The sequence below is a fragment of the Nostoc sp. ChiSLP03a genome (assembly GCF_034531215.2).
In the GTDB taxonomy this organism is placed as follows: domain Bacteria; phylum Cyanobacteriota; class Cyanobacteriia; order Cyanobacteriales; family Nostocaceae; genus Nostoc.
Genome location: NZ_JAVRBQ020000103.1, coordinates 21,116 through 44,192, shown reverse-complemented (window position 1 = coordinate 44,192; position 23,077 = coordinate 21,116). Strand labels below are relative to the sequence as shown.

The following is a 23,077-nucleotide window of genomic DNA, read 5'->3' as shown; positions in this document are numbered from 1 at the left end:
CGATCGCGAATAAGTTTAACCTAAAAGCATGGTTCTCTGTAATACATAGCTCGCTGTCTAAACTTGGTTATCCCTATGTCATCGCCAAAAATGTTGCTGATTCGCCGCGCTCGCATAATCTTACCCGATGGTGAACTGATGGTTGGAGATGTGTTGACGCGCGATCGCCAAATAGTCGAAGTTGCGCCAGAAATCTCTCAAACACCACTAGCCACTGAAATTGACGCAGAAGGCTTAACTTTGTTGCCAGGAGTTATCGATCCGCAGGTGCATTTTCGGGAACCTGGATTAGAACACAAGGAAGATTTATTCACCGCCAGTTGTGCCTGTGCTAAAGGGGGAGTCACTTCTTTTTTAGAAATGCCCAATACGCGTCCCCTAACTACAACACAACAGGCTTTAGACGACAAGCTAGAACGGGCCTCACACAAATCCTTAGTTAATTATGGCTTTTTTATTGGGGCAACAGCAGAGAATTTACCAGATTTGCTTTTAGCAAAGCCAACACCGGGAATTAAGATTTTCATGGGGTCGATGCATGGTCAGTTGTTGGTTGATGGCGAAACAGCATTGGAGGCGATATTTGCCAAAGGCGATCGCTTAATTGCCGTTCATGCCGAAGACCAAGCTAGAATCAACCAACGCCGCCAAGAATTCGCCAATATTCACGATCCAGCCGTTCACTCGCAAATTCAAGATAATCAAGCGGCGTTGCTGGCAACCCAACTAGCATTAAAACTTTCTCAAAAATATCAACGTCGGTTGCATATTCTCCATATGTCAACAGCCGAAGAAGCAGATTTGCTGCGTCAGGAGAAACCGAGTTGGGTGACAGCAGAGGTGACACCACAGCATTTGTTATTAAATACTAGTGCCTATAAAACAATTGGCACATTAGCACAGATGAATCCACCTTTGCGATCGCCCCACGATAACGAAGTTCTCTGGCAAGCTTTGCGCGATGGTGTGATTGATTTCATTGCGACAGATCACGCGCCACATACCTTAGAAGAAAAAGCTCAAGAATATCCCAATACTCCTTCAGGAATGCCTGGGGTGGAAACTTCCCTGGCTTTGATGTTAACTGCGGCGATGGAGGGCAAGTGTACCGTTGCTCAAGTTGTAAACTGGATGTCTAAAGCTGTAGCTGTGGCTTATGGTATTCCGAATAAGGGAGCGATCGCCCCTGGTTATGATGCTGATTTGGTGCTTGTAGATTTAAATACATACCGTCCAGTCCAGCGCGAAGAACTTTTAACCAAATGCCATTGGAGTCCTTTTGAAGGCTGGAACCTCACCGGTTGGGCTAAAACCACCATTGTCGGCGGTGAAATAGTTTATGACAAAGGCCAGGTAAATACGCAAGTGCGGGGTCAAGCTTTAACTTTCTTGTAGCAAATATTTATTTAACTTTACTGAAACCTTGAATTTACAGCAACTACATAAGATATATTCCTTCCCAACCTTCATGCCAGATTGTGCAGGTGGGGTATTTCCATAACTCACAACGTAGAATTTTGCTGTATTTCTAAGTGTTTCAAGTTAAACGATCGCAAAGACGCGATAAATCGTCGTCTCTACGAAAGATTGACTATTGTAGAGACGGCGATTCATCGCGTCTCTTGCCTTAACCGAACAGTATTGCGCAAGGCGGAGCCTCTACGACGGCATTCCCAGTCTTCGACTGGGAACGAGATAATATTTAAAAGCTGGTTTTGAGGCTGGCTTTCACGTTAAGTTGACACCAATACTACGCATACCCGTTTTACAGATAAGCAAGCTATAGGTAGTGTCTCGTAGAGAAGGGAATTCGTTAAAAAAAAACTTAGGTATTCTTCCAGTCGGATAAATCGGATAAGTCGGATAAGAGTAAACAAGCTAATGGAATTGTATTGTGGTTCATCTCACGATCCTTGTCCACAAAAAAATAATCAAAGAGAATTACTATGGCCTTCAAAATTTTGGCTTTAGACGGTGGCGGTATTCGTGGAGTTGTTGCAGCACGAATACTTCAACAAGTAGAACAAGAAATTAGAACTCAAGGAAAAGGAGAGTTTTTACACGAATATTTTGACATGGTTGCTGGTACTTCTACTGGTTCGATATTAGCAGGAGGGATTGCTATCGGAAAAGAGAGTGATGAACTCATTAAAATGTATAAAAATAGAGGCAAAGATATATTCCCAGTGGAGATAAAAGAGCGCTACAAAAACTTTCCGTCTATCATCAAATCAATTATTGATGTATTTTCCCCATCTAAATATTCTCATGATGGAATTACTAGCGTACTCAAAGATGCCTATAAATCCACAAGAATCAAGGATATCGAAAAACCCATTCTTTTGATTCTTGCTTACGATACGCTATATCGCAACACCACCTTTTTTACAAATTTTCATCCCGATTTAGGAGACAGATGGTACGATGACTGTTATTTATGGGAAATATGTACCGCTTCTGCCTCAGCACCTACTTTTTTTCCACCATATAAATTAGAACCTGTAGATAAACAAAAATTTGGTGACTGGGAATTCCCTCACATTGATGGAGGAGTTTCTGCTAATAACCCTGCTCTGGCAGCTTTGAGTTTAGCGATGAGGATTAGCCAGTCTTCAGTATCTCCAGAAATCAAGCAACAATATAAACTACATAATCTGCGATTAGAAGATATTTCTATCCTTTCTATTGGCACAGGTCAAACTGGTCAACCATATCAATATAAGCAAATAAGTAAATGGAGAGGTTTAGACTGGATCAAAAATCTTACTAACATCTTCATGGAACCTACATCTGAGATTGATAGTACGATTTGCCGACAAATTATGGGTGGATATGAGTCTAAACGTTACTTACGTCTTCAGTTTGACTTAAATGAGACATTTAAACCCAAACCAAAAGAGACTTATAAAGATCCTCGCATTGTCTTACCTCCAGAAGAGCGGAAAAATAAATTTACAGGGGAAAAAGTCACTGAAGAAATAGATAATACTAATTCCGTGATTCTTCAGCAGTTAATAGATACTACTTCTGCATTCATTGAGGAAGGTCTTACGTACTATACCAGAGACGATTCCGGTTCTCCGATAAAAAAGGCGATCGCGTCTTTTATTAAAGATAACTAGCGAACTGTGTCATTATTTACAACTGTCTACAATTGGATGGGTATTCAAACCCCAACCAATTGATTTTTACATACCGTTCAAGGCTTTTTTGGCTCGTTGCATCAGCTTAGATAGTCAAGGAGCGATGCCTACGGCGGTAAACTACGCACGTCAGATATAACAATAACTGCCTTCTTTGATAAATTCTCGAAATTGTATTTAATTTACTAATTAAAATTTGCTTTTCTGATAAAGTTTAGTCAAGTCAAGCTTTACCTCTTCTTTGTACTACTCCTATCACATCGTAATAATACCTAAGTTTTTTAATTAATAATTAACAGGAGAAGATATAAAAAATCTTTTAGTAACAAAATATAATGTGTAATCAAATACATTTTTCTCAGCCCTGTTTTGTGTTGTTGCCACAGTATTTACCGAATGTTTTCCATGAGAACTGAGGCAGAGAAAATAATATGTTTTTAGACATTTTAGCTAGCCTACAACGGTTATTTGTTGGTTATATTCCAGCCGCTGTCTTGGGTAGTTTTATCGGATATTTCATTGGCATAAATAGCATGGTTTATCAGCTATTTCGGCTGATATTTCAGATACCTCATAGTATCCCTCCTATCGCTTTGCTACCTATTGCTCTCATCGCGTTTCAAGAGAGCGACTCGGCTGCTATTGTAGTAGTTTTTGTGGGAACTCTTTGGACAATGATTATTAACACAGCAATAGGGATGCGGCATTTCAAGAGACAGAATAATAACTTTCGAGTAGCTATTTTTCACATATTTCATGCCTTGAAAGTTAGCATTTGGGTAGCCTGGTTTATCGTTATTGCCACAGAAATGTTAACAGGCCCAAGAGGACTTGGCTTTACCCTCTGGGATGCTTATAAAGCTGGCAATGCTGATTACATAATCCAGGAAATATTATACATCGGCATCATTGGCTTTTTGCTGGATCAGTTACTAGATTTCGCAGCCTATATTCTCTCGCAAATGGTTTCAGATGGAAAAAAATCTTCTTAAACTTTATTGAACAGAATTCAGGAGTCAGGAGTCAGGAGTTAGAATGGGCTACGCCCCGCTACGCTAACAGAATGAATTATGTACGACTAGCAGGTAGCGCAGCGTAAATCCTTCTCTTTTCCCAAAGGGAGACGCTACGCGCAGCTTCTTGTAGAAAGCGTCTTGATTCTGAATTCTGAATTCTGAATTCTTCTTTATCTAGGCTTACGGATTGCACCCTGCCAGCTAATAGTTTGCTTGGCAGAACGTATTCCTAAAGAACGAGTTGCTACGACTTCAATATCAACTTTGACACCAGGGCGTAAAGCTTCGTCAGGAATTTTGAGCTTGCCCAAAGCTAGAGTAAAACGGTTGTAGTCACGAGTCACAAGTTCTGTGGGAATATCCCCTTCAAATTCAGTTTTGTAGCTAGAAAAACCGTGCGAACTATCCTGGGCGCGGAATTTCACGCGAAACTGAGTATTAATAGCATCAGACTTGGCTGCCAAATCAACTATTTTTAAGTTGAGATTTTGTCCGACATCAGCAAACTCTGCCACAGCTAACCGAGTGACATCTTTTTTGGGAATTGCATGGTTAACGGTAAATGTTGTTAAGTTAGCCTCACTTTTGCTGTTACCTTCAACCCATAATTCCTCAGAAAAAGTAATTTTTACTTGTTTGTTATCAGTTAAATTTAGTGTTACGAGTTGATTGCCAAAGCTGGTAATAGGTTGTCTTTCTTGCCAAACTATTTGAAAAGTCTCTTCTAGACGTTGTTCAAACTCAAGGTAATCATCGGCGATCGCAGAACCAGGTGCAAGTAGAGAAGCTGCCCCTATGCGTTGATTCCACTTATTCTTCGAGAGTTGAAACTGTTTGTTTATCAGTTCTGACATTGCTAGCTGCACAGTTGGAGTATCAGATGCCAAAGGTTCCTTGCTATTGACAATACTCAAAGTTCCTAAGCGCCCTTGGCTACCATCGCTACCATCGCTGCCATCTCGCCCATCGCTACCATCGCTACATCGATAAACCTTTTCAGTACACTTATAATCAGGGCTACCAGGAGTTCCTTGGCAGGTTTTTACTTCCCATCTTCGTCTGTGACAGTTACAGCCTTCCGTACCCCTACCACCTCTACCGCCGCGTCCACCTTCTCCACCAGTTGCCCGAACAGAAATATTCCGTAAGTCTGCTAAATTGCTGTAATACACTGTCAAAGAACCACCATTTCCCCCATCTCCTCCTTTGCCACCATTACCGCCACTACCACCATCTGGTGCGTTTATATCATGGCTAACGCGATTGCCGCGTTGGGAACCACAGTCAGGTTGATAACCATCTTCACCGTCTTCACCGTCTTCACCATCTTTACCCGACAAGTCAAGATTTACAGGTGAACCATTGACAAAAATATTTTGGTTTTCACCACTGTTACCATCTCTACCCGATCGCCCATCGGTTCCTGCGCGTCCATCTCTGCCATAATTTCTAGCTATTTTATAGTATTCATCAGAGGCAACGGCTGGACATAAAACTGAACCAGAGGCAGGCAAAAAGCTAGTAAATAAGCAGAATGTCAGCAGTAGTGGCAGTTTACTCCTAAAACCATTGTGCATCTATTTACACCTAAAACTTTAGTTGAATTATCTACTGCTGACGCTGACTTTCAACAATTTGCTCCCTCTTGTCCAGTGATATCGTGTCCGGTTAAAGACTTATTATTAAGACCGCTCCAGGGGCAGAAGGGCAGAGGGGCAGAGGGGAAGGGTTTTTAGGCTTTCTGTATAGATTTGGAAATTGAGTGTTGCATAAAATACCCTATCCTGGCGAGGTTTTAGCTTTTCTTCGTGCCATTCGATCGATTACTTTTTTCAATCAAAATTGATCGCTACAGTCACCTACAAGTGATTTTACCAATGCCCGAACTAGTGGGCTATCTCCTTCATTTGTGAGGTTAACTTGCAAGTGCGATCTAAAATAATCACCAACTTGAACTTTCTTACAAGTGATTAGAATGAGCAACCTTTCGTTTTGCTGTTTCAACCAGCACAGAAATTACCAGCGAACTGAAGCCAATTATTTTGAGCAAGGCATTGACTGCATGTGCATACTCCGATTGGTTACGATATCGCGTCCAGTCTGACGGGACGGGATTAGTCAGCCACGTTGCAAATTCCGCGTTCATGGGGGCTACAAATATTACCCAACTGACAAGAGCCAGCACCAAAAAAATCGCTCCTCCTAACGTCCAATAAAATGTTGAGCCGCGTTTGGAAAGGAGGAACGCCAACACAATTGCTGCTAGAACTGAGCCAATTTCAAATGCGGCACCAACTGAGCCAAAATACCGATAAACATTTTCAAAAACGGTTACTTTTACCCAGAGTTGTTGGTCAAATTGCATTCTTCGCGGTAGTTCTAGCAAATGGGCCATAGACAAGCCTAGACTAAAGGAAGCCAGCATCATTGTGATAAATCGCCACAATTGTATAAGTGTCATTTGGCTTTGCCTCACAGCAATTGCTACCATATTTCACCATATAATATGCAGATGAAACTCCATACACCTATCAAGTGGCATAACTGCCTCCTAATTTTCTCTTCTTGAAGGGCATTTTATTGCTTGACCATCTCAAAGCGATCGCTCATAAGAGTAACTAGCAACTTGGGTTAAACTTGTGCATCCTAAAGCAAGGTAGTGAGTGTCTAAGTGTGACACACTTATGAAAAAGGATTAGCTTCTGTTATCACTTCTGGCAGTGGAATAAACTCTGTTTCATCTGGCACGCTAGCAAAGCGATAGTCGCGCCAATCAGCTTTAGCTTGCTCTATTCGCTCTGGTCGGCTAGAGACAAAATTCCACCATTTGTAGCGTGTACCTAACGGCTCACCGCCAATAATAATACATCGAGCAGCAACTGTAGCAGAAACTTCAACCCGATCGCTTGGCTCTAGAATAGCGAGACGATATTGCTCGATCGGTTCACCATTAATCCTCAATCCCTCTGTGACACTGTATACTGCCCTTTGTGAATAATCTGTAGGGATAATGAAGTGGGTGTTAGCAGACAACACTGCATCTAAATAGAGAATAAGTGAGAGAACTTTTACAGGTGAGGTATAGCCAAATGCTTGCCCAGCAATAAGTTTGATCGTAACGCCATTCTCTTCCCAGGTGGGAAGGATTTCAGCCGGATAGTGAATGAACGTTGGCTCGGTTTCTTCGTGTTCAACAGGTAAGGCAACCCAGGTTTGAATGCCATGAATAGTAGTTTCTTGCTGACGGTCAAAGTCAGGCGAACGTTCTGAATGGACAATCCCCTTTCCTGCTGTCATCCAGTTGACTGCACCTGGTTGGATTTCCTGCACAGTACCCAAACTATCGCGATGCATCAAAGCACCATCAAATAAATAAGTTACCGTTGCCAGATTAATATGAGGATGTGGTCGGACATCAATGCCTTGATTGGGGGGCATAACGGACGGGCCAAGATGATCGAAAAAGATAAACGGCCCAACCATTTGGCGATTAGGATATGGCAAACTGCGGCGGGCAGAAAAACCACCCAGATTTTTAACTTCGGGTTCAATCAGTTGAAGAATTGCCATAAATCATCGCAGGTGATTAGTAAATACTGTAATTATTATAAGTATATTTACTTGCAAATCAGCTAATCTTGATGAGTTATCTGTTTGTTTTGTAGACTTGATGCCAGTGCGATCGCTCACCTTTAACTTTATTAAACTTCTGATCGGATTTCAGTTTCCTACTGTTAAGGAAATTAATTGTAAGCAATTAGCTCAATTACTATTAGATTCTGCAAAGCCCCATCCATTATTACTAGATACACGAAGTCAGACTGAGTATGCAGTTAGTCATATCGAAACAGCACTACGCATAGATCCTTTCACAGATGACTTAACAGCAGTTGCAACAGTTTCCCAAGATAGACCAATTGTTGTGTACTGTGCTGTTGGCTACCGAAGCGCAAAATTAGCCCAAAAACTGGATGAAGCTGGGATTAAGTGCATTTATAACTTGAGTGGTGGAATTTTTCAGTGGGCAAACGAAGGCAGGCCGATTTTTCAAAATGGTCATCTGACAAAGGTTGTACATCCTTACAATGCAATCTGGGGAAAACTGCTAAAAGCTATTTATCATGCTCAGGAGTGTTGACCGCACCAATTTTAGATTTTAGATTGCCGATAGCGGAGCGTAAAGCCTTCTCTTCGAGAGGCTTCTCTTTCAGAGACGCTAACGCGAACGCCAACGGCATGGCTTCGCTTAGAGCGAGTCCGCGAGCGTCTTTTAGATTTTTTTGGTTCATGCCCCGTCCCGCTTCAATTTTAGATTTTGGTATTTGCGATTTTGGATTAAAACTCAATCCAAAATCCAAAATCTAAAATTCCTTGCTCCTTGTGGTCGGGGTCAATCCAAAATCCAAAATCTAAAATCCAAAATTCGTTGACCTTTGGATTAAGAGCTTGTCAACATTAAGCAAGTAGAATAAAAGCAACGATAAAACTACTACTCTGCCAACTCAAAAATGCCAGGTGGAGGTTGGGGAAAGGGAAAGGGATTAAAAACATGAGTCCCTTTTCCCCTTGCCCTTTACCCCGCTTGCGTCACGAAAGCGAACTACTATTTATACTGCATGTCTCAAGTTTCGATTGTCATTCCTACTTTAAATGAAGCAGTTAGCTTAGAGCGGACATTGCGCCAATTGACTTTACTTAATCCGCCTGCTTTTGAAGTGATAGTAGTAGATGGTGGCAGCGATGATGAGACAGTGGCAGTTGCAAAGCAATACTTTGGGTCATTCAATCAATCGCTAGGCGTACAAGTTCTTTCATCTGAACAGCGTGGGCGTTCTATTCAGATGAATTATGGAGCATCGGCTGCAACTAGAGATATTCTTTGCTTTCTTCATGCAGATACTTGGGTGCCGGATGACCTAATCACTGTAATCGAGCAAACTCTAGCAGAGTCAACCATTGCCTGTGGGGGGTTCATTTCTCTAATGAGTGGATCTCAAACGACTCGCTGGGGCATCTCTCTACATAATTATTTAAAAACCTACTATGCACCACTGCTATTTAAGCCTCACCTGTTTTTTCGAGGATTGCGCCTGTTGTTCGGAGATCAGGTAATGTTTTGTCGTCGCACTGACTTTTGGGATTGCAATGGATTTGATGAGGCATTACCGATTATGGAAGATGGAGATTTATGCTTGAGATTGGTTAAAAAAGGACGTATTTATCTAGTGAACCGCGTTGTTCACTCTTCAGATCGCCGTGTAGCAAAATGGGGTAGCTGGAAAGCAAACGCAATCTACCTTTATATCGGTTTTTTGTGGGGAATTGGCGTTGATGCAAATTATCTCAAGCAATTTTATCAAGATATTCGCTGATTCAGGCTCCAGTCATAGTAGAGATAGGAAATCGGCGTTGAGGCATTTATTGGCAGGTCTGTTTCTAGGTAGGAGCGGATATATTCTGGAATGGAGGGTTTGACCTTAAGAAAATCTTGACGATACCATTTAAAGATTTTGCTACAGTAGAGCGTTTTACTATCTAAGTCATAACGGACTTTTTCAGGATTGTTAATGAAGCGACGGGTATCTTCATCTAACTGCTGAGTAACTTGTTGAGGAAAATAAGCTCCAGCCCGCAGTAACGGGCAACCAACCGAAGCGCAGACAATTGTAAAATGAATTCGTGGCTCCTGTAAGTTATTCCGTAGAATTTGGTTCTCTATTTGGGCTAAACTGTAATGTTCGTCAAATATATAATAAGCACGACGTTGGAAGAACCACAAAAAAGCCAGCCAGTTGGGAATGCCTAAGATGCGCGGACGAATTGACTCAAGCGGGTATCTTTCTAAAATTGTCGAAATGGTGAACGCATTGTAAAGGTTGATCCACAATGCCAATTGCTCAGAAGTGTTGCTATTAGTTGTAAAAGCCAGATTTTTTTGACTCGACAACCAATTTGCGATCGCTTGAGGTTGCTCAGTTTTCCAAGCAATATAGTTTACACGACCTTGGCGATCGACATACTGATGCAACAAACTATCCCAAGGTTCAAAATCAATCATTATTGCGATGTTTATATGTTATCCGTTGTTTTTACTTATACCTATACCAATTGAATTCTCAAAATAGAATCAAATAGCCCTAATTTAAAGCTAAAGGAATTTTTTGGTTTCGCGATCGCAACGTAGAGTTGATTTGTACAAGTATTTATTTAACGAATTATAACAATACTATCTTTGGCAACTTGAAATCAGCGATACACTGAGGAAAATTCCTTGAGGAAGCGTTGATGGCACGGTCAAACGGGGTTACAAGTGAAACGTCTGTAGAGGAATTGCCTACAGCTTCAGACAAAAATAAGATCGCAATTGAAAATCCACCTGAGCCAGTGGAGGATGCCCAAGATATTGACGACATATTGAACTCACTAAAAACCTTACTGAGTTCTCTAGAAAAGCTCCAAAAAGTCCGGCAGGAAGTAGGCGATATCAAACCTTTAATTGGGCGGATGCTTGATGGCGAATTAGTTGCTGGTGAAGAATTGGAGCAACTCAAGACAGGTGTGAGCAGTCTTTCTCGGCTTGTTCGTGCTTATAATGACCATCAAGTAGCGTTGGCTAAAGCACAACCTGCTAGAGACTTGCTAGATCGAGTTCTGAAAGAACGTAAAGCTAATTGAATTGAGACTGGAGATTGGGGAAGAAATTCTTTGGATATTTGGTTGGAGTCCCAATCTCCAATTTAACAAGCGATGTCTGGCGACAAGCCGCTTTGCGTCTACGCACTTTTTTAAGAGAATGCGATCGCCTCTACATTGCCTTGCTGCCCGTCTAGACATCGCACTCCTACCCAAAAGCGTAGACACACAGCAGCTTGTCGTCAGATATCGCTGTAAACTGAAGGTATAACTCAAACTTGCGGCTATCCCCATGAAGTCTTTACAAGACTACACCACTGTTATCCGTCCCGATAACAATGGTACATTTGTCGCATATATACCAGCGATTTCCGGTTGTCATGCTTGGGGACAAACGCCAGATGAAGCTCGTGCTGAACTTGTCTATGTTTTTGAAATGATTCAGGAGGAATACAAAGAACAAAGACGTTCTTTACCCGAAGACGTTGAATTGGTAATTGCAAATGCCAGCTAAAGCCAGTGTTTTTTCTTAGCAACAGCCAAGCCTAGAACACTTAATAAAGTAAAGACACTTCCACCTGCTTCGCCTATATTAACGATAAAGTTTTCTCCTGATTCTGTTTTTATATTTATTTCTTGATTCTGCCTTTTGAAGGATGCTCCTAAACGTAATAGACTTTCTTTATTTATATCTACAGTTTCAATAGTCTCATAATGCAGATTATTAAATTCCTGATAATTTGTCCAAATTAATCTTTCATTAGTAATTAAGCACCAATGATTCAAATTTACAAAGCTTAAAATACATGGTTTTCCATCTGATGCTAAAGCTACTCCTTCTAATACATAAGCTTTCGTTTCCTCTGAAAAGCTGTTGAAAGACATAATAACTTTACTATTGATTTTATGTCGGCGAAAAATAGAAGCTATTATGTCAGGGCTTATTTTTTTTTGGTATCGCATCTCGCATAAAGTCGCTGCGTGTCTAAATCTGTGGTTTCATTTGAAGGATATCAAATTTTGCAAGATATCTACTTACGATCATGAATGTTGCACCCGCCATTGTAGTACTAGGTCAAAATAGCGTGACAGTAGCACGTAAAATAATCAGCGTCTTGCCAGGAGCAACGTTATACGGTCTAGAGGGTCGCACATCAGAAGTTGATGTTAACTTTACAAATTTTGGCGAGACGTTGCGCGAGTTATTTGTGCAAGGAAGACCACTGATTGGCATTTGTGCCACCGGCATTTTAATTAGGACGTTAGCTCCGGTAATCTCAGATAAACGACAGGAACCACCAGTGCTAGCTGTGGCTGAAGATGGTAGTGCTGTTGTCCCCCTGTTGGGCGGACTTGGTGGAGTCAACGATTTGGCACGTCGCATTGCTGAAGCGCTGGATGTCAAACCTGCAATTACGACCACAGGTGATTTACGTTTGGGCACAACGTTGTTATCTCCTCCCCCTGGATACCATTTAGCCAACCCAGATGATGCTAAGAAATTTATCTCAGATGTGTTAGCTGGGGCGCAAGTCAAGCTAGAAGGAATAGCGCCTTGGTTGAGCAATAGTAAACTGCCTATAGACCCAAAGGGAGATTTGACCATCCAAGTTACGGAACGCTTGGTGACTCCTACAGCCAACTGTCTTGTCTACCACCCAGCAACGATCGCGATCGCAATTAGTGGCATGATTGATGATGCAGTAGCTTTAGTACACCAGCTACTAGCTGATGCCAAACTAGAAAAAGCATCAGTCGCCGGGATATTTGCACCCATTACCGCCGCCGATACCGCAATCCACACCGTAGCTAGCGCTTTAAAAGTGCCTGTCCGCTTTTTTACCCCAAATCAGTTAGAAAGTCTACTTTCACAAGGTTATAGCCCCGCCCAAGCCGCAGCGATCGCCGCCACTGGGACATCCCCCTTATCTTCTCCTTCTGCTAACATTGCGATCGCTATTGCTCCCCAAGCCATCGACCCCAACACCATCGGTCAACCACGCGGAAAATTAGCGATTATTGGCACTGGCCCTGGTGGTTCGCAATGGATGTCTCCCGAAGTCAAGGAGATACTCAAGTCGGCAACTGACTTAGTGGGTTATAAAACGTATTTAGATTTAGTTGGTTCTCTGGCTGATGGCAAAGAACGGCATGAGTCTGATAACCGCGAAGAAGAAGCACGGGCAAAAATGGCCCTTGATTTGGCTGCATCTGGGCGATATGTAGCTGTAGTTTCATCAGGCGATCCCGGTATCTATGCAATGGCAACAGCAGTTTTTGAGGTATGCGATCGCTATGCTAAACCGGAATGGGACAGTATTGATATTCATGTGGCCCCAGGCATTTCTGCAATGCAAGCCGCCGCCGCCGCCATTGGTGCGCCCCTTGGACATGATTTTTGTGCAATTTCTCTATCTGATATCTTAAAACCCTGGTCTGCGATCGCCCAACGAATTGCGGCTGCTGCTGAGGCCGATTTTGTCATTGCTTTCTACAATCCTGTTTCCAAAGAGCGTACTTGGCAACTGGCAGAAGCGAGAAATATTTTGCTGCGACATCGAACACCAGATACACCAGTAGTATTGGCCCGGAATCTCGGTCGTCCAGGACAAACGGTAAAAGCGATCGCACTTGAGCAGTTAACGCCAGCAAGCGCTGATATGCGGACAATTATTCTCGTTGGTTCCACAAAAACCCGAACTATCAAGCGCCGCGATGGTAATATCTGGGTTTATACGCCGCGTCGCTATACCGAATATTAGGCACGATTGGCGCTGTCACCGAAGAGAGCAAAAAAGGCAAGATAAGCACTTTTTTAAAGGCACTCAAAGATGAAGAGATGGATTTTGCATTTTCTGTAATGCCGCGATGTCTAGCGAAAAGCCGCAAAGCGTTACGCTACCCTTTATGCTTTAGAAATAGGACAAATCAAGCGAGTTAAAATTCTTGACTGGCATGTACATCACGGGAACGAAACACAAGCAGCCGTGGAAAATATGCCCAACATTACTTTTTGTTCAATTCATCAATTAACAGGTTATTAACACACAGAAAAATCTGAAGAACATACATAAAAGTTCCCAAAAGCATACAACAACTAGTACATCATCAAAATTTTGACTTTTCACAAGAGCAGTCACAGTTGTGCTAGTATACAACTCGTGTATGCAGTTCATTCAAACTAAAATTTTAATAAGTCTCACTTATCTGTAATATAAATAAGTAAAAATCATTGATGATTACGCTATGAAAAAATAAATTATTATCAAAGAGAATACATTTCTCAAAATTCATAATTTATTCCGAATTCTGTACAACTAGTGGAGGAATAATCGGCTTTAAGAAACTCACAAAACAAGAAAATTTGGTGATGCAAGAATTCATTAGTGGGTTCTCTTGCAGAGACGCTAACGCGAATGCCAAGGAATCCTTAAGTGTCTTGATTTTGACTTCTGAATTTTTACTTCAACAAACTTTCTTGGGAATTTTAACATTGTAATCTCAGCACATAGCAATTAGTCAGGAGTTTAGTTCCATGAATCCTAAAGTCTCTGTAATTATCCCTGCCTACAATACTGAAATTTATATTAAGAAGGCAATAGAGTCAGTCTTAAATCAAACACTCACTGAGCTTGAAGTTATCGTTGTTGATGATGGGTCAACTGATAAAACTGTAGAAGTTGCAAAGAGTTTTACCGATGAACGTCTCAAAGTGATAGTTAATCCACAAAACCTTGGGGTTTCTGCTGCGCGTAATATTGCTTTCAAAGCAGCCCAAGGAGAATGGATTGCTGTCCTTGATTCAGATGACTGGTATGCTCATGAAAGATTAGAAAAGCTTGTGTTGCTGGCAGAACAAGCAAATGCAGATATGATTGCAGACGATATTTATTTTATCAAAGATGGTGCAACATCTCCTTGGAGTACATTGATTCAAGAAAGTGGAAAACATATAGATAAAATTCTCCAAATTGATATCGTTTATTTCGTAGAGACTGATGTCTATGGAAAAGCAGGGCTGCATCTTGGTTTAAGTAAGCCTATATTCAAACGAGAATTTTTGGTTAAACACAGCATTGAGTACGATGAAACCCTAAGCATAGCTGAAGACTTTTGGCTTGACATGAAATGCTTAATTAATGGCGCTCGCTTTTTTCTAGTGCCAGAAGCCTATTATTTCTACCGTTCACGCTCTTCTTCTCTTGTACGTGAAAGCCGATTAAAACGTCTAAATCAATCTTGCATGTCTACTTCTTCTTTCATGGAGCAAAAATTTGTGAGAAAAAATTCAGATTTAATGCGTGCTCTGTCTTATAATCTTGCAGTTTATAACAGAAATTTAGCTTACTATCAAGTTTTATTGCCTCTCAAAGAAAGAGATTGGTTATTAGCACTGAGAGAATTCACAAAAAATCCGAGCGTTTTTTCTGATTTTATTTCTAGATTTAACGATATTATCCAACGTCGATTTCAATACTATGTGATGGGTAATAAATTAGTTTTTGAAATGTCTTATAATCTCCAAATAAAAAGAAGAAAACCAACACATCCCAGTTTCTATCCTCCCAAAAATAATAAATAAGTAAAACCAAAAGATTATTACAAAAATATGAGGTAAGGGAGTAATCGGACAACCCCGTGACTGGAAAGATTATGAGGCTGTACGTCTTCACAACTTGGTTGCGATGCCTACGGCGGGCTGCGCCTATGCAGCCTCATTCCAAGAAAATAATTTTGTAGTCTAAGAGGATGTTTGAAAAGTTTTCTTCTCGTTAACAAAACGTTCTAGATCCCCCTAAATCCCCCTTAAAAAGGGGGACTTTGACTCCGGTTCCCCCCTTTTTAAGGGGGGCTAGGGGGGATCGGTTAGTGCCTAAAATCACAGCCAACTACTTTTCAAACAACCTCTAATTGGGTTAACAGCCAAATCATAGCTCCTATACTGACCTTGTAGATGGACATGATGGAATGAAAGAATATTATTGCGTGAATTTACTCCCTTTATTGAACGCCGCAAAATACTCGATCCAGTAATCATGTTCTATTTTCCAACCATAGGACTATTATGATACCTATTGCATAAGCAATAATATCTTTCCAATCAAATACACTTCCCAAAGCAACAGCCAGAATCTTGTATTTTTGTAACCCTAAATTATTTACAAAATTAAAATATTGCAGAATCTCGATTGCACAAGAAAAGGCAAAAACTGATAAAGCAACTATGGATGAATGTATATTCCAAAAAGCTTTGACAAAGCAATAAATTAATATAACTACTAAAACATCACCGATAAAAGGACGAATAAAACTATCATTTATAAAAACTGCAATACATACCTCTATCAAAAATAGTAAAAGTGTGAGGTAAAAATATTTTTTATTGAAGATAAACATAGCAATCAATAGCGCTCAAAAAATACCTACTTTGATTATCAACCTGTTTAATTTTTGATAGAGTCTGTTGAAAGCTCTATTATTACTAAGTAGGTTTCCAAATGACAATGGCAGATAAATTTCTTTGTATAACAAGAAACTTCTCTGTTTTGCCTTCCCTTTAACAATTTCTGCTTTAACACTTTTGTGTTTCGCCCAGCCTGTAGCAACTTCCGTCTTCCCTGTAAAAGCTTCTGTCCTCACGTTTCGGTGTTTCGCGCAGTCTGTAGCAACTTCTGGCTTCGCGTTTCCGTGTTTTGCGCAGCTTGTAGCAAAGATCGGGGTAAGGGATAAAGGTAAATTCAAACCTTTTCCCTTTCCCCTTTAACCGAAAAGTATTGTCTTTACATCTGAATTTTGGGCTATTCCTGATACACATTTACTTGCACTGTAAGATTTAATCGGATAATCTGAGCAATCGAGATTGTTTTTCAAGAAAACCAATGAACAAATTCATACTGAGTTTGCTTTCTTCTCCAGTGCTGATTAGCTCTCTTCTCTCTATGGGAGTAATGCTGAATCACGCACAAGCTATGGAGCCAGAACCAGGAGTCAAAAGCACAGATCGTCTATCTTGTATACGCAATAAACATAAAGTAGGTTTAGTATGTGCCAGGGCTTCTGTATTGGCTCAAATTCCTAACTATCAGCGTGAAATAGAGTTTTCTAAAGAAGATGCTCCCATGCTGGAGTTCAATGATGAAGAAAGCAATGTGGCAATCGACTTATTTGGTTGTGATTGTCCTGCTTGTATAAATTCTTTGCGTCAGATGCGCGGGGCGACACCCTTGGTATATTAACGTGAGTTCGACGAGTGCTATTTTGACCTCTCCTCCAGCCCCTCTCCTGGTAGGAGCTACGGTGTACACACAAGTGTTGGTGCAGTGTATCTATCCCGCCTCGGAATAAATTCCAAGTCTCATAACCAAAGGCTTATTTTAGAGGACTAAACTAAATTTCTTGTTTAGTCCTCTTTTAGAGGACTTTCGCTTATCAGCCCAGAACTTTAGTTCCGGGCGGGATATTTGCTCAGTGCGGGACTTTCACTTGAACAGAAATATTGGGTGGGTAGGATTTTTAGAGATGTGTGTACACCGTAGCCTGGTAGGAGAGGGGAGCAAAAACTTTTCTTTTCTCGTTACTCCCTAACCTCAATTGTTAGGTAACGATCCTAATTGAATAATTAGCTCGATTTTTCGACTCGCAAACCAAAGTATGTCAAAACAAGTTCGGTTGAGCCACTATTGACAACTTCGTGTACTTCTCCCGGTTCGATGGCTACGCAGTTTCCCGGAAGCAAAGGGTATTCTGTACCATCAATGTGAATTACTCCTGAACCAGCTTCTACAAAGAATACCTCGCACATATCTTGATGCGCGTGTGCTGGTGCAGTTTGTCCAGGGGCAAAACGTGCTTGAGAAAAGTTAGTTAGGTGAGGTAATTCGCCGAAGCGTAACATCACCTTTTTCTTGATTTCGGCATTGTGAGAAACCGATTCTTCAGGCAAGTCTTTCAGGGAAGTGGTAATCATTCGGGTCTTAAATCGTTAGATAATTCCACAATACCCCTAGACCCATCAATCCTGACTCGTTGACCATCTTGCAAGATCCATGTAGCACCGCGAACATCCATCACGGCGGGAATTCCATACTCACGAGCAACGATCGCACCGTGAGAAAGTCTTCCTCCAGCTTCGGCAATTAATCCTCCAGCCCTTAATAATAATGGGGCCCAGCCGGAATCTGTATAAGGCACTACCAGAATCGTATCTCGATCGACTTCTGGAATCTCTTGTAAATTTCGCAACACTTTCACCCTACCTTCGGCTTGCCCGTGACTGGCTCCAATACCTTGTAAAATTTGGTCAGAGTAAAGTTCAGAGGGAGCTAAGGGGTGAGGAGGTGTATTGCCGTAGACTAAAACAGGTATTTGAATAATCTCGCTATCTTGCAGAAATTGCGATCGCCTAAACTCCACTAACTCATCTAACTGCTCGATTAAGCTGGAATCTTCATCTCCAATTAAACGCCGCACTTCATCAAAGTTGAGAAAAAAGATATCGCCTGTTTGCCTAAGTAAGCCAGACTTTAACCAAATCTTCTCTAAAGCCACAAAACTCCAACGCAATTCAGCTAAAAGCCGGGAATAAACTTCAGTGACTCGTCCTTTGATATCTACGCGCCGTTGCACGAAAGAGCGTTTGCGCTTACTGGCAAAGATACTATTAATCGCATCTTTAGCACCTGCTTGTGGTTCGTTCCCCTGCATTAACTGCACAAACATCTGCTGAATCATTTGGGGATTTTCCCGCCAAGTGGGAACGGAGATATCGGTTCCTACTTCGCTTAAGTAGCCGTAATCTTGCAGCAATTCGTTAAATTCTTGGAGGATCTTCTCTCCTTCGGGGGTTTGCTTTAATTGCTCAAATACTTGCTGTGGCTCAAACTCAACCAATACCTGCTTGGCATCTGTAGCGATCGCACTGAGCGATCGCAATGCCGCTACCTCTGGGGTGACGCTATGATCGATTTGCCCATCTTTTACTCGAAAAATTGCCTGTCTTAGGGCAGCACTTAAAGGAGCTAAAATGCTGTAATACGTTCCATGACGCAGCAACTCCAGAATAAAATCAACTCTTGCCAACAACGCGGGTGGTTCCAAGCTATCTATATCCGACTGCGCCAACTGCGACAACCCAGGAATGAACCGTTTGTGATAATCTTCCTTGAAGTCCTTTTCTAAATTTAATTCCCGCTTCAGCAACTTCCCTAGTCCTGGCAAGTTTTCCCAAGTTGACTGCAAGGAAGGTTTACTTAATTTAGCTCCTCTGGTTAAAAATTCCAGACTTTCCGGTGGCAGTCCCATTCTGAGAAAAATATCTCCTAAGAGGGAAGCATTAAAGTAGGCTCTGGAATAATGCAGAGTTGCTGTTTTGTTGAAATCTAACCCCAAAGCGCGATCGCCCAAAACTAAAGTAAAAAATTCTCCCCAAACTCCACAAGTTAAGGGACGATTAATTGACCATGTTAAAGGGTGAATTACTCCGGGAATCACTTCGGCGGCGATTTTGCGCGTCCAGATGGGTAACAGAGTCGCGATCGGTCGAGATTGCAACACCCAAAGCGTTTGCCCATCATAACTCCACTCGATATCTTGAGGAGTGCCATGATAACGTTTTTCGAGTCGGTAAGCAAGGTAAGCAACTTGCTTAATTAATGATTGTGGGACTCGTCCTTGACCCTCTAATTGTACAGAATAAGAATTTTCTGTTTCAACGACAAAAGCGCGATATTGTTCTGGTGTGACTTTTCCCGAAACAACTTGCGTCGGACTGCCTGGAAGGGCTTCAATCACGATCGCATCGCCTTGCTGGGTAATGGGATCGCGACTGAAAGCAACGCCAGAATACACACTCTGGACTTGTTGCTGAATCAACACAGCCATTGCTGTATCATTTAAGCCGCGATCGCGCCGATATTGAACAGCAGATGGATGATTGTAGGAAGCTTGAACTTGAGCGATCGCTGACTGTAATGCCTCTTGGCTAGTAACATTTACAACTGTTTCATACTGTCCAGCAGCAGAAGCATATTCTGAGTCTTCTCCAATAGCGGAGGAACGCACCACCAAAGGAGATAATTCTGATGGCTGGAGAAATTCTGTTAATCCTTCTGGATTGTCGATGGGGGCTAGCACCCATCCCTTCGGCACTGGATAGCCCCAGCGCTTAATTTGAGATAATGTTGCTGCCTTTTCTCCGACAATGGCAGCATTCAACTCTTCATCTAGAGAAACCATTGTGCGTTCGCCGCGTAAAAACTCCAACATCGCAAGAGATTCAGTTTGTGCCTCTTGGGCTGGCAGTTCCATATCATCAGCAATTTTGGTGTAAATCCAGCCCATTAAACCAGCTAAGGCCACAGCAGCAAGTATTCTGGGAATATCGCTAAAGTGCAGAAGTGCCACAAACAAAGGAAAAAGTAGCAAAACCCCAAATTTGACTAACTTTCTTGATTGCAGAATTGTAAAACTAATACCTGCAAAGAAAGATACAAATATTGCTACCAGTGGATCGTGTACGACAAATCCCCAGACAACATTTGTCGTACCTGCTCCTCTGCCTATCCAGTATCTACCAATTACCAGAGCGATTAGGGCAAGCAATTCCCAAGACGATCCATCTGGGAAGAAAATGCGGGTGAGTAAGACTGCCGCAACTCCTTTCAAAGCTTCTGACAAGACTGCCAGAATTCCGACAATTTTACCCCCATGATAAAAGGCAGCTGATACACTAATGTTTCCTGTACCAACTTGTGATAACTGCTTCCGCGTCAGGGCGTAAGTTATCCATGCAATCAGGGGTAATCCGCCCAAAAGGGGGCAGATAATTAAAATAGCGAAAACACCCCAAGGTTCAAACATTCTGGAATTTGGATTTTAGATTTAAATTTTCCATCTAAAACCTCAAATCTAAAGTTTTGCTGAAATTTTTGATGGTTATAAAAGGGGCTTTTATCAAAGAGAATTCAGGAGTCAGGAGTCAGGAGTCAGAACGATGGCTAGAGGATGAACACGGGGTTTAAAAACAATCCAAATTATAGATTTATAAGTCTACAATCAGCTAGTAGTTTGAATCCCCCAAGGAAAAACATTCTGGATTCTGGATTCTGGATTCTGGATTCTTTTTTAATTACTAGTTGCTAAATGGACACTTGGCTAAGACGGAAACCGTTTAAGACAAGTGTCCTTCTAGACTAATAATGGTTTTAGTTTAGCGCATAGGCAGCTTGCAGCGCCCAGATTACGAGAGCAGCGATCGATCCCAGAAGCAACACGGTAGAGATAGTGACTACTTTTGGGGAATCTGCACCCTTAAATTTCATAATTCCGCGATTTAAGTCGGACACAGCTTCTAATCCTCTGTTGTTGGAGCATGAAATATTTGTCCGTCTTGATTGTAGTCGTTCTATTTGCGGATGACGTTAAATTCACTTTAAAAATTTAGAAGTGGGGGGACTGGGGACTGGGGGCTTGGGGACTGGGGACTGGGGACTGGGGACTGGGTACTGGGGACTGGGTACTAGGAGAATAACCAATGCCCAATGCCCAATGCCCAATGCCCAATGCCCAATGCCCAATGCCCAATGCCCAATGCCCAATGCCCAATCCCCCAGTATCATTGAAAAGCAACTCAGTATAAGAGGGTGTGAGTAGGTGAAAATAGCACTGAGCGTAATTTTGGCGGTGGTTGTGGGATTGTTTCTGGTAATTGAGATTGGACTGCGATCGCTGTTTGGTTTTGGTAATCCTTTGATTTATATTGGCGATGAGCAAATTGGTTATTTGTTGGCTCCTAACCAACGGACTCGTCGTTTTGGTAATCGGATTGAAATTAATGAATATTCTATGCGAGGTAGTCCGATCAAAAAGCTACCTGCACCTTCTGGGCTGCGAATTCTTCTCTTAGGTGATTCTATTGCTAATGGTGGCTGGTGGACAGATCAAACTAATACAATATCTAGTTTGATGATGCGTTCTTTAGCATCATCTACTAATAGTAATTATCGTGAAGCAGAAGTGTTAAATGCTTCAGCAAATTCTTGGGGGCCAAGGAATGAGTTAGCTTATTTGGAGAAGTTTGGCAATTTTAACGCGCAAGCAGTGGTGTTATTAATTAATACCGATGATTTGTTTGCTACTCCTCCTACTTCATTACCAGTAGGACGCGATCGCAATTATCCCGCTCGCAAACCTCCTCTGGCATTAGTGGAAGTGTGGCAGCGTTATATCGTCAAGCAAAAGCCAATTCCAGAACTGCAAGCCGTGCAAAATGAATCAGGCGATCGCGTGGGAATTAATCTGGAGGCGATCGCTAAAATTCAAGCCTTGACTCGCCAATCCCACAGTAAATTTCTGCTGGTGATGACTCCTTTACTACGAGAAATTGGTGAACCAGGCCCCCGCGATTACGAAATTAAAGCACGTCAGCGCTTGAGCGATTTTACCAAAGCACAGCAAATTAACTATATAGACTTTTTACCGAATTTTAATTCAACTACCAACCCCCAAGGTTTGTTTCACGACCACATTCACCTCAACTTGCAAGGAAATAAATTTGTCAGTGAAGTTATGGAGCGATCGCTTTTAGAAATATTGGGAGATTCCTCACTTCGTCACTAAATATTGATGTTTTAAGTAAGTTGGCACAATAAAATCAACTACGCGAACACAGTACCACAAGATTGGAGATTGGTTTGTGATTGTGACAACAGACCGAGGACTTTACGCAGACTGGCTGTACAAACAAATTCAATCTCTGGGTTGGCATCTGTTTATGCGGATTAATCAAATTGGGCAGTTCAAACAACAAGCAATTGAGTCTTGGCAGCCTTTAAATACTCTAGTCCCACAAGTCGGTCACTCATTCCAAGGCTTATCCTTGGCAAAGCAAAACCTTAAGTGCTGGAATTTTGCTTATTTTCAGGAAACTTACACTTCACCTCAATTTCAAAATTACTCTCCGCCGAACCTTCAGTTACAAAGGGAATACCAGTTTTTCCGCCTATCTTCAAGCCAAACTTCAAAGTCACCTCTTCGACTTCAGCAGCACCTAAATTTTTAAAAGCGCCAATGGCATATTTGGTATAAGCTCGAATTTGATGGTGAACTTCCTCAATCTTGACAAATGCCTCTTCTCGAAAGCCGTAGGATTCTTTCTCCTCATCAACCTCCGGTGTGACAACTTCTGGTATATTTGGCGTTTCCTTTGACTCGAACAAAATTGTATAGATTTCCCCGTCTTCTTCAAAGACTAAACGTTCTATGTTCGACATCAAGCCCTCAGATTTT

General features: G+C 41.7%; 22 protein-coding genes. 12 read left to right on the top strand and 10 right to left on the bottom strand.

Annotated features, from left to right (window positions below):
* The first annotated feature begins 75 nt into the window (after window positions 1-75).
* The 3 genes from RMY32_RS16870 (at window position 76) to RMY32_RS16860 (ending at window position 4,135) form a co-directional block, all read left to right on the top strand.
* A complete protein-coding gene (locus tag RMY32_RS16870) occupies window positions 76-1,395 on the top strand; it encodes a dihydroorotase (protein ID WP_322712463.1) in 1,320 nt (439 codons plus the stop codon).
* A gap of 551 nt (window positions 1,396-1,946) precedes the next feature.
* Entirely contained in the window at window positions 1,947-3,122 is a 1,176-nt protein-coding gene (locus tag RMY32_RS16865; protein WP_322712462.1) for a patatin-like phospholipase family protein, read from the top strand.
* Between the two features lie 452 nt (window positions 3,123-3,574).
* Window positions 3,575-4,135 carry a nitrate transporter gene (locus RMY32_RS16860; RefSeq protein WP_322696667.1) on the top strand — a complete coding sequence of 187 codons (561 nt, stop codon included), beginning with the start codon at window positions 3,575-3,577 and terminating at the stop codon, window positions 4,133-4,135.
* Window positions 4,136-4,329: 194 nt separating this feature from the next.
* Here the strand turns inward: RMY32_RS16860 and RMY32_RS16855 are convergent, their stop codons facing one another.
* From RMY32_RS16855 to RMY32_RS16845, 3 genes are all read right to left on the bottom strand, one after another.
* Window positions 4,330-5,736, bottom strand: coding sequence for a collagen-like protein (locus RMY32_RS16855; RefSeq protein WP_322712461.1), 1,407 nt, complete (start codon window positions 5,734-5,736; stop codon window positions 4,330-4,332).
* A gap of 383 nt (window positions 5,737-6,119) precedes the next feature.
* Entirely contained in the window at window positions 6,120-6,620 is a 501-nt protein-coding gene (locus tag RMY32_RS16850) for a hypothetical protein (protein ID WP_322712460.1), read from the bottom strand.
* Window positions 6,621-6,841: 221 nt separating this feature from the next.
* The gene (locus RMY32_RS16845; protein WP_322712458.1) at window positions 6,842-7,729 is read right to left on the bottom strand and encodes a pirin family protein; all 888 of its coding nucleotides are present in this window, start codon (window positions 7,727-7,729) and stop codon (window positions 6,842-6,844) included.
* A gap of 100 nt (window positions 7,730-7,829) precedes the next feature.
* On the opposite strand from RMY32_RS16845, the gene RMY32_RS16840 reads away from it, so the two are divergent.
* Window positions 7,830-8,297, top strand: coding sequence for a rhodanese-like domain-containing protein (locus RMY32_RS16840; protein WP_322712457.1), 468 nt, complete (start codon window positions 7,830-7,832; stop codon window positions 8,295-8,297).
* On the opposite strand, the gene RMY32_RS16835 is transcribed toward RMY32_RS16840, so the two are convergent.
* Window positions 8,272-8,517: a hypothetical protein gene (locus RMY32_RS16835; RefSeq protein WP_322712456.1), complete on the bottom strand. Its 246-nt coding sequence runs from the start codon at window positions 8,515-8,517 to the stop codon at window positions 8,272-8,274. The two genes, RMY32_RS16840 and RMY32_RS16835, sit on opposite strands and share 26 nt — an antisense overlap.
* Before the next feature lie 258 nt (window positions 8,518-8,775).
* Here RMY32_RS16835 and RMY32_RS16830 point away from each other — a divergent pair, with 258 nt between their 5' ends.
* Window positions 8,776-9,531: a TIGR04283 family arsenosugar biosynthesis glycosyltransferase gene (locus tag RMY32_RS16830; protein ID WP_322712455.1), complete on the top strand. Its 756-nt coding sequence runs from the start codon at window positions 8,776-8,778 to the stop codon at window positions 9,529-9,531.
* Here RMY32_RS16830 and RMY32_RS16825 read toward each other — a convergent pair.
* Entirely contained in the window at window positions 9,516-10,217 is a 702-nt protein-coding gene (locus tag RMY32_RS16825) for a DUF547 domain-containing protein (protein ID WP_322712454.1), read from the bottom strand. The two genes, RMY32_RS16830 and RMY32_RS16825, sit on opposite strands and share 16 nt — an antisense overlap.
* Before the next feature lie 227 nt (window positions 10,218-10,444).
* Here RMY32_RS16825 and RMY32_RS16820 point away from each other — a divergent pair, with 227 nt between their 5' ends.
* Both RMY32_RS16820 and RMY32_RS16815 read left to right on the top strand, forming a co-directional pair.
* Window positions 10,445-10,834, top strand: a complete 390-nt coding sequence (locus RMY32_RS16820) for a hypothetical protein (RefSeq protein ID WP_322712452.1) — start codon at window positions 10,445-10,447, stop codon at window positions 10,832-10,834.
* A gap of 250 nt (window positions 10,835-11,084) precedes the next feature.
* Window positions 11,085-11,306 (top strand): type II toxin-antitoxin system HicB family antitoxin, encoded by a 222-nt coding sequence (locus RMY32_RS16815; RefSeq protein ID WP_322712450.1) that lies wholly within the window; start codon window positions 11,085-11,087, stop codon window positions 11,304-11,306.
* On the opposite strand, the gene RMY32_RS16810 is transcribed toward RMY32_RS16815, so the two are convergent.
* Window positions 11,303-11,677, bottom strand: a complete 375-nt coding sequence (locus RMY32_RS16810) for a PH domain-containing protein (protein WP_322712449.1) — start codon at window positions 11,675-11,677, stop codon at window positions 11,303-11,305. The genes RMY32_RS16815 and RMY32_RS16810 overlap by 4 nt on opposite strands.
* Before the next feature lie 158 nt (window positions 11,678-11,835).
* Here RMY32_RS16810 and cobJ point away from each other — a divergent pair, with 158 nt between their 5' ends.
* From cobJ to RMY32_RS16795, 3 genes are all read left to right on the top strand, one after another.
* On the top strand, window positions 11,836-13,554 hold the full coding sequence (gene cobJ / locus RMY32_RS16805) for a precorrin-3B C(17)-methyltransferase (protein WP_322712447.1): 1,719 nt from the start codon (window positions 11,836-11,838) through the stop codon (window positions 13,552-13,554).
* Window positions 13,555-13,710: 156 nt separating this feature from the next.
* Window positions 13,711-13,836, top strand: coding sequence for a hypothetical protein (locus RMY32_RS16800; RefSeq protein ID WP_409883266.1), 126 nt, complete (start codon window positions 13,711-13,713; stop codon window positions 13,834-13,836).
* A 491-nt stretch (window positions 13,837-14,327) separates the two neighbouring features.
* On the top strand, window positions 14,328-15,374 hold the full coding sequence (locus RMY32_RS16795; RefSeq protein WP_322712445.1) for a glycosyltransferase family 2 protein: 1,047 nt from the start codon (window positions 14,328-14,330) through the stop codon (window positions 15,372-15,374).
* A gap of 452 nt (window positions 15,375-15,826) precedes the next feature.
* Here RMY32_RS16795 and RMY32_RS16790 read toward each other — a convergent pair whose 3' ends face one another.
* A complete protein-coding gene (locus tag RMY32_RS16790; protein ID WP_322671628.1) occupies window positions 15,827-16,189 on the bottom strand; it encodes a DUF2809 domain-containing protein in 363 nt (120 codons plus the stop codon).
* Window positions 16,190-16,671: 482 nt separating this feature from the next.
* On the opposite strand from RMY32_RS16790, the gene RMY32_RS16785 reads away from it, so the two are divergent.
* Entirely contained in the window at window positions 16,672-17,028 is a 357-nt protein-coding gene (locus RMY32_RS16785; protein WP_322696064.1) for a hypothetical protein, read from the top strand.
* Window positions 17,029-17,411: 383 nt separating this feature from the next.
* Here RMY32_RS16785 and RMY32_RS16780 read toward each other — a convergent pair whose 3' ends face one another.
* Entirely contained in the window at window positions 17,412-17,759 is a 348-nt protein-coding gene (locus RMY32_RS16780; protein WP_322712444.1) for a cupin domain-containing protein, read from the bottom strand.
* Window positions 17,756-20,650 carry a glycerol-3-phosphate acyltransferase gene (locus RMY32_RS16775; protein ID WP_322712443.1) on the bottom strand — a complete coding sequence of 965 codons (2,895 nt, stop codon included), beginning with the start codon at window positions 20,648-20,650 and terminating at the stop codon, window positions 17,756-17,758. Before RMY32_RS16775 ends, RMY32_RS16780 begins: the two co-directional genes overlap by 4 nt.
* A gap of 792 nt (window positions 20,651-21,442) precedes the next feature.
* On the opposite strand from RMY32_RS16775, the gene RMY32_RS16770 reads away from it, so the two are divergent.
* Window positions 21,443-22,408 (top strand): SGNH/GDSL hydrolase family protein, encoded by a 966-nt coding sequence (locus RMY32_RS16770; protein ID WP_322712439.1) that lies wholly within the window; start codon window positions 21,443-21,445, stop codon window positions 22,406-22,408.
* Between the two features lie 275 nt (window positions 22,409-22,683).
* Here RMY32_RS16770 and RMY32_RS16765 read toward each other — a convergent pair whose 3' ends face one another.
* On the bottom strand, window positions 22,684-23,061 hold the full coding sequence (locus RMY32_RS16765) for a CU044_2847 family protein (RefSeq protein ID WP_322668253.1): 378 nt from the start codon (window positions 23,059-23,061) through the stop codon (window positions 22,684-22,686).
* Between the last annotated feature and the right edge of the window lie 16 nt (window positions 23,062-23,077).

Excerpts from the sequence above, each read along its gene's own strand:
- RMY32_RS16780 (WP_322712444.1), bottom strand. The coding sequence starts at position 17,759 with ATGATTACCACTTCCCTGAAAGACTTGCCTGAAGAATCGGTTTCTCAC.
- RMY32_RS16820 (WP_322712452.1), top strand. The coding sequence starts at position 10,445 with ATGGCACGGTCAAACGGGGTTACAAGTGAAACGTCTGTAGAGGAATTG.
- RMY32_RS16810 (WP_322712449.1), bottom strand. The coding sequence starts at position 11,677 with ATGTCTTTCAACAGCTTTTCAGAGGAAACGAAAGCTTATGTATTAGAA.
- RMY32_RS16815 (WP_322712450.1), top strand. The coding sequence starts at position 11,085 with ATGAAGTCTTTACAAGACTACACCACTGTTATCCGTCCCGATAACAAT.
- RMY32_RS16775 (WP_322712443.1), bottom strand. The coding sequence starts at position 20,650 with ATGTTTGAACCTTGGGGTGTTTTCGCTATTTTAATTATCTGCCCCCTT.
- RMY32_RS16865 (WP_322712462.1), top strand. The coding sequence starts at position 1,947 with ATGGCCTTCAAAATTTTGGCTTTAGACGGTGGCGGTATTCGTGGAGTT.
- RMY32_RS16785 (WP_322696064.1), top strand. The coding sequence starts at position 16,672 with ATGAACAAATTCATACTGAGTTTGCTTTCTTCTCCAGTGCTGATTAGC.
- cobJ (WP_322712447.1), top strand. The coding sequence starts at position 11,836 with ATGAATGTTGCACCCGCCATTGTAGTACTAGGTCAAAATAGCGTGACA.
- RMY32_RS16830 (WP_322712455.1), top strand. The coding sequence starts at position 8,776 with ATGTCTCAAGTTTCGATTGTCATTCCTACTTTAAATGAAGCAGTTAGC.
- RMY32_RS16850 (WP_322712460.1), bottom strand. The coding sequence starts at position 6,620 with ATGACACTTATACAATTGTGGCGATTTATCACAATGATGCTGGCTTCC.
- RMY32_RS16790 (WP_322671628.1), bottom strand. The coding sequence starts at position 16,189 with ATGTTTATCTTCAATAAAAAATATTTTTACCTCACACTTTTACTATTT.
- RMY32_RS16840 (WP_322712457.1), top strand. The coding sequence starts at position 7,830 with ATGCCAGTGCGATCGCTCACCTTTAACTTTATTAAACTTCTGATCGGA.
- RMY32_RS16845 (WP_322712458.1), bottom strand. The coding sequence starts at position 7,729 with ATGGCAATTCTTCAACTGATTGAACCCGAAGTTAAAAATCTGGGTGGT.
- RMY32_RS16795 (WP_322712445.1), top strand. The coding sequence starts at position 14,328 with ATGAATCCTAAAGTCTCTGTAATTATCCCTGCCTACAATACTGAAATT.
- RMY32_RS16855 (WP_322712461.1), bottom strand. The coding sequence starts at position 5,736 with ATGCACAATGGTTTTAGGAGTAAACTGCCACTACTGCTGACATTCTGC.
- RMY32_RS16765 (WP_322668253.1), bottom strand. The coding sequence starts at position 23,061 with ATGTCGAACATAGAACGTTTAGTCTTTGAAGAAGACGGGGAAATCTAT.
- RMY32_RS16860 (WP_322696667.1), top strand. The coding sequence starts at position 3,575 with ATGTTTTTAGACATTTTAGCTAGCCTACAACGGTTATTTGTTGGTTAT.
- RMY32_RS16870 (WP_322712463.1), top strand. The coding sequence starts at position 76 with ATGTCATCGCCAAAAATGTTGCTGATTCGCCGCGCTCGCATAATCTTA.
- RMY32_RS16825 (WP_322712454.1), bottom strand. The coding sequence starts at position 10,217 with ATGATTGATTTTGAACCTTGGGATAGTTTGTTGCATCAGTATGTCGAT.